Source organism: Microbacterium candidum (genome assembly GCF_030315975.1).
Lineage (GTDB): Bacteria > Actinomycetota > Actinomycetes > Actinomycetales > Microbacteriaceae > Microbacterium > Microbacterium candidum.
Genome location: NZ_JASXSZ010000002.1, coordinates 497754 through 510133, shown reverse-complemented (window position 1 = coordinate 510133; position 12380 = coordinate 497754). Strand labels below are relative to the sequence as shown.

The 12380-nt window shown below is 69.7% G+C and carries 8 protein-coding genes; 6 read left to right on the top strand and 2 right to left on the bottom strand.

Features of this window, described 5'->3' with window-relative positions:
* Positions 1-17 precede the first annotated feature (17 nt).
* The gene (locus QSV35_RS08750) at positions 18-3659 is read right to left on the bottom strand and encodes an Ig-like domain-containing protein (protein WP_286288294.1); all 3642 of its coding nucleotides are present in this window, start codon (positions 3657-3659) and stop codon (positions 18-20) included.
* Positions 3660-3819: 160 nt separating this feature from the next.
* Between QSV35_RS08750 and QSV35_RS08745 the strand changes: the two genes are divergently transcribed.
* Entirely contained in the window at positions 3820-5124 is a 1305-nt protein-coding gene (locus QSV35_RS08745; RefSeq protein ID WP_286288293.1) for an alpha-hydroxy-acid oxidizing protein, read from the top strand.
* Between the two features lie 85 nt (positions 5125-5209).
* Here the strand turns inward: QSV35_RS08745 and QSV35_RS08740 are convergent, their stop codons facing one another.
* The gene (locus QSV35_RS08740) at positions 5210-6400 is read right to left on the bottom strand and encodes a citrate/2-methylcitrate synthase (protein ID WP_286288292.1); all 1191 of its coding nucleotides are present in this window, start codon (positions 6398-6400) and stop codon (positions 5210-5212) included.
* 70 nt (positions 6401-6470) lie between these two features.
* Between QSV35_RS08740 and QSV35_RS08735 the strand changes: the two genes are divergently transcribed.
* The 5 genes from QSV35_RS08735 to QSV35_RS08715 all read left to right on the top strand — a co-directional run bounded on the left by QSV35_RS08735 (position 6471) and on the right by QSV35_RS08715 (position 12308).
* The gene (locus QSV35_RS08735; RefSeq protein WP_286288291.1) at positions 6471-7598 is read left to right on the top strand and encodes a citrate/2-methylcitrate synthase; all 1128 of its coding nucleotides are present in this window, start codon (positions 6471-6473) and stop codon (positions 7596-7598) included.
* A 53-nt stretch (positions 7599-7651) separates the two neighbouring features.
* The gene (locus tag QSV35_RS08730) at positions 7652-8029 is read left to right on the top strand and encodes a DUF4870 domain-containing protein (protein WP_286288290.1); all 378 of its coding nucleotides are present in this window, start codon (positions 7652-7654) and stop codon (positions 8027-8029) included.
* 101 nt (positions 8030-8130) lie between these two features.
* Positions 8131-9516, top strand: coding sequence for a glycine--tRNA ligase (locus QSV35_RS08725; RefSeq protein ID WP_286288289.1), 1386 nt, complete (start codon positions 8131-8133; stop codon positions 9514-9516).
* 28 nt (positions 9517-9544) lie between these two features.
* Positions 9545-10699, top strand: a complete 1155-nt coding sequence (locus QSV35_RS08720; protein ID WP_286288288.1) for a thiolase family protein — start codon at positions 9545-9547, stop codon at positions 10697-10699.
* A 145-nt stretch (positions 10700-10844) separates the two neighbouring features.
* Complete coding sequence (locus QSV35_RS08715; protein WP_286288287.1) at positions 10845-12308, top strand: purine-cytosine permease family protein; 1464 nt, start codon at positions 10845-10847, stop codon at positions 12306-12308.
* Positions 12309-12380 lie beyond the last annotated feature (72 nt).

The following is a 12380-nucleotide window of genomic DNA, read 5'->3' as shown; positions in this document are numbered from 1 at the left end:
GCCGTTGATGTGCCGACTCAGCCGACGCGACGGCGGCCGAACCGGACGGCGGCGATGCCGAGAGCGATCAGCAGCGCGCCGATGACCCAGCCACCGAGCATGTCCCCGCCACCGGTCACCGGCAGGCTGCTCGGCGTCGTCGGAGGTATCGTCGGCGACGGATCTGGCGTCGGTGCGCTGATGGTGACCGTCACGGGCGCCGATGCGGGGCTGATGTTGCCTGCGGCATCCGTGGCCGTCGCGGTGATCGTGTCGGTTCCATTCGGGAGCGGCGTCGTCGGCGTGAAGGTCCAATTCCCCTGGCCGTCCGCCTTCGTGGTCCCGACGGGCGTCCCGTTGACGATCACCGTGACGGTGCTGTTCGGCTCGGCCGTGCCGGTGATCGGCGGCGTGGGGTTGGTCGTCGTCGAGCCGTCCGCCGGGCTCGTGATCACGGGTGCCGCTGGTGCGAGTGTGTCGACCGTGAACGAGACGGGGGAGGCCTCCGGGCTCACGTTGCCTGCTGCATCCGTCGCCGTCGCTGTGACCGTGTGAGCACCCTCGGCCAGTGGCGTCGTCGGGGTGTAGGTCCAGTTGCCGGAACCATCGGCCTTGGTCGTTCCGACGGCGGTGCCGTCGATGATGACAGTGACGGTGCTGCCGGCTTCGGCGGTGCCCTTGATGTCCGGTGTGGTGTCGCTCGTCGACGAACCGCTCGCGGGTGCGGTGATGACGGGCGCGGCCGGCGCGGCCGTGTCGACGGTGAAGGTCACCGGCGCCGAAGCCGGGCTCGTGTTCCCGGCCGCATCGGTCGCGGTGGCGGTCACCGTGTACGGGCCGTCGGTCAACGGCGTCGACGGTGTGAATGACCAGTTGCCGGAGCCATCCGCGGTAGTCGTCCCGGCAACCGAGCCGTTGGTCGTGACGGTGACGGTGCTGTTCGCCTCGGCGGTGCCGGTGATGGCCGGCGTCGTGTCGGCGGTGGACGAGCCGTTCACAGGCGCCGTGATGACCGGGGCTGCGGGTGGCGTGGTGTCGACGGTGAAGGTATTCGTGTTCGACACGGGGGAGATGTTGCCGGCGGCATCCTTGGCGGTCGCGTTGACCGTGTGCGAGGCGTCGGTGAGCGCGGTGGTCGGCGTGAAGGTCCAGTTCCCGCTTCCGTCTGCGGGGGTCGTCCCGACGACGGCTCCGTCGATGCTGACGGTGACGGTGCTGTTCGCCTCAGCCGTTCCGGTGATCGGCGGCTTGGGGTTCTTGGTCACCGAACCGGTTGCCGGGGTGCTCACCACCGGTGCGAGGGGCGGTGTCGTGTCGACGGTGAAGGTGTTCGTGTTCGACACGGGCGACACGTTGCCGGCGGCATCCTTGGCGGTCGCGTTGACCGTGTGCGAGGCGTCGGTGAGCGCGGTGGTCGGGGTGAAGGTCCAGTTGCCGCTTCCGTCTGCGGGGGTCGTCCCGACGACGGCGCCGTCGATGCTGACGGTGACGGTGCTGTTCGCCTCCGCCGTTCCCGTCACGAGCGGCTTGGGGTTGTTGGTCACGGAACCACTCGCGGGGGTCAGCACCACGGGCGGCGCGGGAGGAAGCGTGTCGACTGTGAACTGCACCTGGTTGGAGTCCGGGCTGATGTTGCCCGCGGCATCCTTTGCCGTCGCGACGACGGAGTGGACGCCATCCGCCAGGGGAGTCGGGGGCGTGAACGTCCAATTGCCCGACCCGTCCGCCGCGGTGGTTCCCCGGGGCGTCCCATCGATCGTCACCGTGACAACACTGTTCGCCTCTGCGGCACCGGTGATCGGCGGCTGGACGGCGTTCGTCGACGATCCGTCGACCGGGCTGCTGATGACCGGTGCGGCGGGCGGTGTCGTGTCGACGGTGAAGGTGTTCGTGTTGGACACCGGGGAGATGTTGCCGGCAGCATCCTTCGCAGTCGCGTTGACCGTGTGCGAGGCGTCGCTGAGCGCGGTGGTGGGCGTGAAGGTCCAGTTGCCGCTTCCGTCGGCGGGAGTCGTGCCGACGACGGTGCCGTCGATGCTGACGGTGACGGTACTGTTCGCCTCCGCCGTTCCGGTGATCGGCGGCTTGGGGTTGTTCGTCACGGATCCGTTCGCCGGGGTGCTCACGACCGGCGCCACGGGCGCGACCGTGTCGACGGTGAAGGTGTTCGTGTTGGAGACCGCGGAGATGTTGCCGGCGGCGTCCTTGGCGGTCGCGTTGACCGTGTGGGAGGCGTCGCTGAGCGCGGTGGTCGGCGTGAAGGTCCAGTTGCCGGTTCCGTCCGCCGGCGTCGTCCCGACCGCGGTGCCGTCGATGTTGACGGTGACCGTGCTGTTCGCCTCAGCGGTCCCCGTGATCGGTGGTTTGTTGTTGTTGGTGACCGTGCCGTTCGCCGGGGTGATGACGGTCGGCGCCGATGGGGCGACGGTGTCCACGGAGAAGGCGACGTCGGCGGACGCCGGACCGCTCACCCCGTTCACCGCCTGGGTCGCGTTCACGGTGTGGGGACCGTCGGCGAGGCTCGGCGAGGGCACGCTCCACGCGCCCGTGGTGGCGTCCGCGGTCGTCGTGACCGGCGCAAGGCCGTCGACATTCACGGTGACGGTCGCGCCGTGCTCGGCCGTGCCGGTGATGGTCGGCGTCGGCGTGTTGAAGGCCTGACCGGCCGTCGGCACGGTGATGACGGGCGCCGGGGGCGGGCAGTCGATGCCGCCCGCGGGTGCGGTGGCGTTTGCGGTGAGCGGCAGCACGTTGACATCTGTCGACGCGACACCGCCGAGGAGCGCGACGCTCACTGACAGGAGCGACACGCTCGTCTGCGCGGAGGTTGCGGTCGTGGTCGAGACCGGCGCCTTCATCTGGAGGGTGACGCTTCCGACCAGCGCGATGTTGATGACCGTCGCGGGGTCGCCGACGTTGAGGGTCGTGGTGGTGCCGTTCGCCGTCACGGTCACGACAGCGGGCTGGTAGGCGACCGTGCCAGCCACAGTTCCGCTGGCCGTCGCCGTCAGGGTGGTGGTGCCCTGCACGTTCACGTTCACGGCTCCGCCGAGCATGCTCAGTCCGGTGATGCTGCCGGTCGCGACGCTCTTCACGCCATGGTTCAGCCCGCTGTTCTGACCGCTGACCTGAGTGAGCGACGTGGAACCGTTGGACTGCGAGACACCGAGGCTCAGCATCCCGCCGCCGAGCGCGGGCAGCACGCTGAGCCCGGCTGTCTGGGTGGTCGCGGCCGAGATGACGCCGGTCGTGTTGCAGACTGCGGGAAGGCTCCAGTGCGCCTCGTTCGTCGTCGTGATGGCGCCGACATCGATGAGGCCGGTCACATCGGCGGCGATCCCGCCCGTCGTGGGACCCGCATCCGGCGGAGCGGAGACTGAGTTCGTGCTGACGGCGATGGGGAGCCCCGCCACCGCTGCGTCGATGTTGCTCGAGGTCGAACGCACCTGAGGCGACGCCGTCGAATCCGTGGTCGCATTGCTGACGGCGACGCCGAGGCCGGCGACGTTGAGCGTCGCCGCGGTCGTCGTCACGTCGGCGACGTTGCCGCCCGCGTCTCCGCTCCATGGACTGGATGGTGGTGCCGCCACGGCCGGCGACGATACGCCGACGGCGCCGATCCCGACCGTTCCGACGATGACCGCCGCCACAACCCCCGACGCGAACCAAGAACGCTTCACTGCACACCCCCGTGACGTCCCGGCGGTGCCTGTTCCGCGGGTGACGTCTGCCTCGGACGATATCGGCCGAGGCGGCAACGGCGTGTCCCCTCTTCGGGGGACAATTTCGGATTCCGCGCAACCGCATGACGGCGCGGGGCGCGCGCCGTAGGGTGACGGGATGAGCGTTCCCGACGATCCGGCTGCAGCTCGCGGCATCGGCCGGCGCGCGCAGTCCGACATCTATCGCGCCGGCATCTCCGGCGCCCGCCCGGCCGTGCCGGTGCATCCAGAAGCCCTCGAGCAGGCGGCGCGGAAGGCCCTCAGCGCCGAGGCGTTCGCGTACATCGCGGGCGGCGCAGGCGCGGGACGGACGATGGATGCCAATCGCGCGGCGTTCGACCGGTGGCAGGTGTGGCCGCGGCCTCTGCGGGATGTATCGGACCGCGACCTGTCCACGTCGTTCCTCGGGAAGACCCGGCCGAGCCCCCTGCTGCTCGCGCCGCTCGGCGTCATGGAGATGGCGCATCCGGAGGCAGACCTCGCCGTCGCGCGGGCCGCGGCATCCCTCGGCGTCCCGTACGTCCTCAGCAACCAGGCGTCCTTCCCCATGGAGCAGGTGGCGGAGGCGAGCGGCGGTGCGCGCCTCTTCCAGCTGTACTGGTCGTCGTCGGATGAGCTCAACGCGTCGCTGCTGCGCCGGGCCGAGGCATCCGGATGCGAGGCGGTCGTCGTGACGCTCGACACGCACCTCCTCGGCTGGCGCACCCGAGATCTCGACCTCGCCTACCTCCCGTTCACACGTGGGCTCGGCATCGCGCAGTACACGAGCGATCCGGTCTTCCAGCAGCTGGTGCGCGAGAGGGCTCGGCAGGCCGGACCCGCGCCGAGCGTGCGGATGACGCCGAAGACGGTGATCGCAGGCGTCTCGATGGCGCGCAAGGCTGCGCCGATCACGGGAACGGGGGTGCGCGGAGGCCTTCGCTCGCCGCTGCCGCGGGCCGCGGTCGAGACGTTCCTCGACGTGTTCTCGACGCCCGCCCTCACGTGGGCCGACCTCGCGAAGGCGCGCGAGTGGACGAGCCTGCCCATCATCCTGAAGGGCATCGTGCACCCGGACGACGCTTCGAGGGCGGTGGATGCGGGTGCCGACGGCGTGTGGGTCTCCAACCACGGTGGGCGGCAGATCGACGCGTCCGTGCCGACCCTCGCCGTGCTGCCCGAGATCGTCGAGAGGGTCGACGGTCGGGTCCCGGTCGTCTTCGACTCCGGTGTCCGCGGCGGTGCCGACGCGTTCATCGCGCTCGCACTCGGCGCGACGATGGTCGCGCTCGGCCGGCCGTACGCGTACGGCCTCGCGATCGCGGGCGAGGCGGGCGTACGGGAGGTCGTGCGCAACGTCCTCGCCGAGCTCGACATCACGCTCGGCCTGTCCGGCCACACGTCGATCCGCGAGATCGCTTCCGACGCCCTCCGCCGTACCTGATCTCTCGAATTGCCACAAATGGCGGTTATCGGATGCTCGAAACCCGCCATATGCGGCAAGTCGAGGGTGGGGCCGGTGCAGGCGGTCAGCGCGGGCCGATGTAGCGGCCGCGGGGCCGGAGGCGCAGGGGCGGCTCGGCATACTCGCGCTGCGCGTGCGCGATCCAGCCGGCCGAGCGGGCGACTGCGAACACGAGCGCACCGGCGTCGTCGGGAAGCCCGGCCGCGACCGTCAACGCGCCGAGCGCCAGATCCACATTCGGTTCGAGGTGCGTCGCCCGCATCGCATGTCGCAGCTCGGCGACGGCATCGAGCACTCGCGGACCGTCCCTGAGCGGGGTGATGAACTCGAGCAGAGCCGCCGCGCGGGCATCGACACCCCGGTACAGCGGCTGCCCGAATCCGGGAGTGCGCCGGCCCAGCGTCTTCAGTTGCGTGCGGATCGCGCGGTCGGCCGGCGTCCCGTCGACCACGGACGCGATGAGCTGCGCCGCTGCGTGACTCGCGGTGCCGTGGAGGGGCGAATCGAACGCACCGAGCGCGGCCGTCACGACCGCGTAGCCCGAGCCGCGGGCGGATGCGGCGACCCGCCCTGCGAACGTCGACACCGCCAGATCGTGGTCGATCGAGAGGACCATCGCCGCGTTGAGGGCGTCGCTCTCCGCGGCACTCGGATCGCGTCCGGCGATCGCATGCCACAGCGCGTCGGGCACCGACGACCCCGATCCGCCGAGCACGCGGGGGAGCCCCGCGGCGATGACTTCGCCGACGCGGCCGAGCGCGGCGACGTCGACGTCGTCGCGCAGGGGGTCGGCGATCGCGAGCGTGCGGACGGCGACGACGGCGCGGTCGATCCAGGATGCTGCCGCCGGGAGCTGCTCGACGACCGTTCGCGCGACCCGCACGAACTCGTCGGGTGCGGCCAGGACGCGGTCAGGAGAGAGCGGCTCGCCCCATAGCCACGCTGCGACCGCATCGAACGTGTGCATCCTCGCGAGGTCCTTCGCGGGCATCCCGCGGAAGAACAGCTCGTCGTCTTCGATCAGTGCGACGTCGGTGTCGAGCACCATGAGCGGCGAGCCGGAGGCGGTGGACTCGGCCGGCGCGCGACGCGTGCGCTGCGCGGCGAACGCCTCGATCTCGAGCGGATCGAACGTCGAGCCGTGCGCGTCCCGTTCGCGCGCAAGCCACCCGCGCGACACGTACGCATACAGCGTCTGCGGCTTCACGCCGAGGCGCGCCGCGGCCTGCGCTGCGGTCAGGCGGGCATCATCCATATTGATCCGATCAACGTTGACTGACAGGTGATCAACTCTCACACTGATTCTGACACGGGAGGGAGCGGAGATGCCGGACGCACTCATCGATGCGCCGCGAGGCCTCGCCGGCGTCGTCGTCGCCGACACCGCGATCAGCGAGGTCAACGGCCTCGAGGGCTGGTACCAGTACCGCGGGCACTCCGCGATCGACCTCGCCCGGCACTCGAGTCTCGAGGAGGTGTGGCATCTGTTCCTCGTCGGCGGGCTCCCGGACGCGGCGCAGGCGGCGGCCTTCGCCGCATCCCTCGCCGATCCGCGGATCGTCCGGGACGCAGGCGAGATCGCGCGGCAGCTCGGTACGGAGCATCCCGATGTCCTGCACGGGATGAAAGCGGCGTGGCCGCTGCTGGCCTCGACGTGGCGGATGCGGCCGGTCTACGACCTCTCGCCCGACGAGCGTCGCGCCGATGCGCTCGCGCTGACGGCCGCGCTCCCGCACCTGCTCACGGCGCTCGCCGGACGGGATGCCGGACCGGATGCCGAGGCGCCGGCCGACCGCGGGGTCGTCGCGAACTATCTGCACCGATTGACAGGACGCGTGCCGACCGAACAGGAGGAGCGCGCCCTCAGCGCGTACCTCATCGCGGTCGTCGACCACGGCCTCAACGCGTCGACCTTCGCCGCGCGCGTCATCGCCTCGACGGGGGCGGATGTCGCGTCCGCGCTCGCGGGCGGACTGGGAGCGCTGTCCGGCCCCCTGCACGGAGGTGCGCCCTCGCGGGTGCTCGACGCACTTGATGAGATCGGGGCGCAGGGCGACATCCCCGCGTGGATCGGCGCGGCGGTCGCATCCGGCCGCCGCCTCATGGGGTTCGGGCACGCTGTCTACCGGACGACCGATCCGCGCTCGGAGCTCATGAAGGAGATCGCGATCGGGCTCGGTGGAGAGCGCGTCGCGTTCGCGCTCCGGTTCGAGGCCGAGGCCGAACGCATCCTCGCGGAGATGAAGCCCGGTCGCGGCCTGCACGCGAACGTCGAGTTCTACGCATCCGTCGTGCTCGAGCGCGTGGGCGTCCCGCGCGCGCTCTTCACGCCCACGTTCGCGCTCGCCCGCGCGATCGGCTGGTCGGCGCACATCCTGGAGCAGGCCGCGGACCCGAAGATCATCCGTCCGTCCGCGCGGTATGTCGGGCCGCCGCTCGTGACGTCGTCCTGAAGATGGGGGACATCCCCCTGACGGGCGTCGTCCGGGTGGCCTATTCTGGCGGCATGGCGACACCTCCTCCTCCCCAGCCGCCCTACGGCGGCGCAGCGCAGCAGCCGATGACACCGTCCGACGAGAAGCTCTGGGCGATCCTCATCCAGGTCGGCGGACTGCTGTTCGGCTTCATCCCGGCGCTGATCGGCTATCTGGTCCTCAAGGACCGCGGGCCGTTCATCCGCTCGTACTCCGCGACCGCGCTCAACTTCCAGCTGACCCTTCTCATCGCCTACGTCGTGGGCTGGGTGCTCAGCGTCGTGGTCATCGGGTTCATCATCCTGGCGGCCGTCTGGGTCGTGAACATCGTCTTCTCGATCATCGCGGCCGTGAAGGCCAACAACGGCGAGTGGTACACGTATCCGATGTCGATCCCGTTCGTGAAGTGACGGTCTGACGACCGGCGGGGCCTCAGCCGCCCCGCCGATAGAATCGAGGATGCCGCGAGTCCGCGGCATCCTCTTTTCTCTCTCCGACCATTGGAGCCACCGTGGCCGAGCAGTCCCGCCTCGACAAAGTCATCGCCCTCGCCCGTCATCGCGGGTTCGTGTTCCAAGCGGGTGAGATCTACGGCGGATCGCGTTCGGCGTGGGACTACGGCCCCCTCGGCACGGAGCTCAAGGAGAACATCCGCCGCCAGTGGTGGCAGACGTTCGTGCGCGGCCGTGGCGACATGGTCGGCCTCGACTCGTCGGTCATCCTGCCCAAGCGCGTGTGGGAGGCGTCCGGTCACGTCGCGACCTTCACCGACCCGCTCGTGGAGTGCCTGCACTGCCACAAGCGCTTCCGCGCCGACAACCTGCTCGAGGACTTCGAGGCGCGCAAGGGCCGCAAGGCCGAGAACGGGCTGGCGGATGTCCCGTGCCCGAACTGCGGCACGAAGGGCCAGTACACCGAGCCCAAGGCCTTCTCGGGCCTCGTGAAGACCTACCTCGGCGTCGTTGACGACGAGTCGGGCCTGCACTTCCTGCGCCCCGAGACCGCGCAGGGCATCTTCGTGAACTTCACGAACGTCCTCACCGCGAGCCGCAAGAAGCCGCCGTTCGGCATCGGCCAGGTCGGCAAGGCGTTCCGCAACGAGATCACGCCCGGCAACTTCATCTTCCGCACGCGCGAGTTCGAGCAGATGGAGATCGAGTACTTCGTGCCGCCGGCCGACGCGCAGGAGTGGTTCGAGCACTGGGTGGAGGAGTGCTGGAACTGGTTCACCGACCTTGGCATCGACGCGGACAACATGCGCCGCTTCGACGTCCCGGAGGAGGAGCGCGCGCACTACTCCGACGGCACGATCGACATCGAGTACCGCTTCGGCTTCGCCGGCAAGGAGTGGGGCGAGCTCATGGGCGTCGCCAACCGCACCGACTACGACCTGTCGTCGCACACCGAGGCATCCGGCCAGAGCCTCACGTACTTCGACCAGGCGTCGGGGGACCGCTACACGCCGTATGTCATCGAGCCGTCGTTCGGTCTCACGCGATCGATGATGGCGTTCCTCGTCGACGCCTACCGCGAGGAGGAGGCGCCGAACGCGAAGGGCGGCACCGACACCCGCACGGTGCTCGGCCTCGACCCGCGACTGGCCCCCATCAAGGTCGCGGTCCTGCCGCTCAGCCGCAACGAGAACCTGTCGCCGCTCGCGCGCCAGGTCGCCGACGACCTCCGCGGTCGCTGGACCGTCGACTTCGATGACGCCGGCGCCATCGGCCGCCGCTACCGACGCCAGGACGAGATCGGCACGCCGTTCTGCGTCACGGTGGACTTCGACTCGCTCGACGACAAGGCCGTGACCGTGCGCGACCGCGACTCGATGGCGCAGGAGCGCGTGCCGCTCGAGGGACTGCAGCAGTACCTGGCGGAGCGGCTCAAGGGCGCCTGAGCCCGCAGGGCCGCCTACGCTTGACCGCATGAGAGATGCGGTCATCGTCGACGCCGTCCGCACGGCGGTCGGAAAGCGCAACGGCGCACTCGCGGGGTCTCACGCCGCAAGCCTGTCAGGGCTCGTGCTGAATGCGCTCGCGGAGCGGACCGCGCTCGATCCGGCCTCCGTCGACGACGTCGTGTGGGGATGCGTCGACCAGGCCGGGATGCAGACCGGCAGCGTCGGTCGCGCAGGGGTCCTAGCCGCTGGGTGGCCGGAGTCCGTGCCGTCCGTCACGGTCGACCGGCAATGCGGTTCGTCCCAGCAGGCCGTGCACCAGGCGGCCGCGGGCGTCATCAGCGGCCAGTACGACATCGCGGTGGCCGGAGGCGTCGAGATCATGAGCGCCGTTCCGCTCGGCTCCCCGGTCTTCGACGGGCGGTTCGGCGAGCCCTTCGGCCCCGACGTATGGGCGCGGTACGACGGCATCCGCTTCGACCAGGGCATGGGCGCGCAGATGATCGCCGACGAGTACGGCATCACGCGCGAGGAGATGGATGCCTTCGGCCTCCTCTCGCACGAGCGCGCCGCCCGTGCGATCGACGACGGCCTGTTCGCGGGCCAGATCGCGCCGGTGACCCTCCCCGACGGCGCGGTGTTCGACACCGACCAGGGCGTGCGGCGCGGCTCCACCGCAGAGTCGATGGCGGCGATCAAGCCCGCCTTCCGCGAGGACGGCTCGATCACGGCGGGCAACGCCTCGCAGATCTCCGACGGCGCGGCCGCCCTCCTCATCACGACGAGCGAGATCGCCGCGGCGAACGGCTGGACGCCGATCGCCCGCATCCACACGGCCGTCCTCGCCGGAGTCGACCCGGTGACGATGCTGAAGGGCCCGATCCCCGCGACGGCCAAGGCGCTCGCGAAGTCGGGGCTGAGCCTGGACGACATCGGCGTGTTCGAGATCAACGAGGCGTTCGCATCCGTCACTCTCGCGTGGCTGCGCGAGACGGGTGCCGACCCCGCCCTCCTCAATCCGCTCGGCGGGGCGATCGCGCTCGGGCACCCGCTCGGCGCCTCCGGCGCACGCCTCATGACGACGCTCGTGCACCACATGCGCGACGCCGAGATCCGGTACGGCCTGCAGTCGATGTGCGAGGGCGGCGGGATGGCGAACGCCACGATCCTCGAGCTGCTCTGAGGGCGGTTCTTAAGCATCTGCTGAGTGCTCCGCGCGCCGCCCGGTCGCGTGCTGCGGCCATGGCCGCGACGGGTCTACGATCGCGCTGTCCGCGCCGATGCGCACCCCCTGGCGCACCGTGGGCGGTCCGAGCGAAGGAGCACGGATGAGCACTTCCACCGCAACCCCCACCCGCGGACTCGAGGTCCGCTCGATCGATTACGTTCCGCTGAACGAGCGGCACGGCAAGGTCTCGCACATCGGACCCCTGTGGTTCATGAGCAACGCGCAGATCGCCACTCTGGCCACCGGACTCATCAGCATCACGACCGGCGGCAACCTGATCTGGTCGTTCATCGCGATCGTGCTCGGCATCCTCATCGGCACGTTCTTCATGGCCGCGCACTCGTCGCAGGGACCGCAGCTGGGGCTCCCGCAGATGATCCAGTCCCGTCCGCAGTTCGGCTACATCGGCGCACTGCTGGTGTGGCTGTTCGCCTACATCCAGTACGCCGGGTTCAACATCTTCAACTCGGTGCTGGCAGGCGAGGCGGTCGGCGGTGCGATCAGCCCGCAGCAGGCGGCCAATCCGCTGTGGATCTGGGTCGTCACGATCATCGCGGTCGTCATCGCGCTCGTCGGCTACGACCTCATCCACTCGTTCGAGCGCTACCTCATGTACGTCACGGTGGCGGTGCTCGTCCTGCTGACGGTGTCGGCGCTCGTGCACATCCACGTTCCCGCATCGCAGTTCGACCTGTCGCATTTCAACGCGGTCGCGTTCTTCGGCCAGCTCGGTGTCGCAGCCGGCTACCAGATCTCGTGGGCGATCTACGTCTCCGACTACTCGCGCTACCTCCCGCGCACGACCTCGACGAACAGCACGTTCCAGTGGACGTTCTGGGGCAGCGCGCTCGGCGGCATCTGGGTGATGTTCCTCGGTTCATGGGTCGCCGTCGCATACAAGGACATCGGGGCGAACACGGTCGAGGACCTCAAGAAAGTGGCGGACCTCCTCTTCCCCGGGTTCGGCGTGGTGGCGCTCATCGTCGCGGCGCTCGGCCTCGTGTCGGTGACGGCGCTCAACATGTACGGCGGGTCGCTCACCCTGATCTCGTCGATCGACAGCTTCGTCAAGGTGCGGCCGACGCTCCGCATCCGCATCGTCACGCTCGTCATCACAGCTGCGATCTCGCTCGCGTTCGCGCTGTTCGCGACCGAGAACTTCCTCGGCGACTTCAACGCGTTCCTGCTGCTGATCCTGTACCTGTTCATCCCGTGGACGGCGGTCAACCTGACCGACTTCTTCATCGTGCGCAAGGGCCATTACGCGATCGCGGAGATCTTCAAGCCGAACGGCATCTACAAGCGGTGGGGCTGGCCGGGCATCGTCGCGTACCTGCTCGGATTCGTCGTCATGATCCCGTTCTTCGACGTCGCCGGGTTCTACGAGGGGCCGGTGTCGAAGGCGATGGGCGGCGTGGACATCTCGCTGTTCATCGGGCTCCCCGTCGCGGCCGTCGCCTACTGGCTCATGACGCGTCACATCGACGTCGCGTCGGAGCGGGCGCTCGCCGAGACCCAGGCGAAGGAGATCGAGGAGGCCGCCGCGCACCACGAGCTCCCGTGAGCGTCACGCACATCGCGTGAATCCGCGGATCACGTCTTGCGGCGCGCCGTCGCGGCGGGTCAGGATGCTGTC

Excerpts from the sequence above, each read along its gene's own strand:
- QSV35_RS08715 (WP_286288287.1), top strand. The coding sequence starts at position 10,845 with ATGAGCACTTCCACCGCAACCCCCACCCGCGGACTCGAGGTCCGCTCG.
- QSV35_RS08720 (WP_286288288.1), top strand. The coding sequence starts at position 9,545 with ATGAGAGATGCGGTCATCGTCGACGCCGTCCGCACGGCGGTCGGAAAG.
- QSV35_RS08730 (WP_286288290.1), top strand. The coding sequence starts at position 7,652 with ATGGCGACACCTCCTCCTCCCCAGCCGCCCTACGGCGGCGCAGCGCAG.
- QSV35_RS08745 (WP_286288293.1), top strand. The coding sequence starts at position 3,820 with ATGAGCGTTCCCGACGATCCGGCTGCAGCTCGCGGCATCGGCCGGCGC.
- QSV35_RS08735 (WP_286288291.1), top strand. The coding sequence starts at position 6,471 with ATGCCGGACGCACTCATCGATGCGCCGCGAGGCCTCGCCGGCGTCGTC.
- QSV35_RS08740 (WP_286288292.1), bottom strand. The coding sequence starts at position 6,400 with ATGGATGATGCCCGCCTGACCGCAGCGCAGGCCGCGGCGCGCCTCGGC.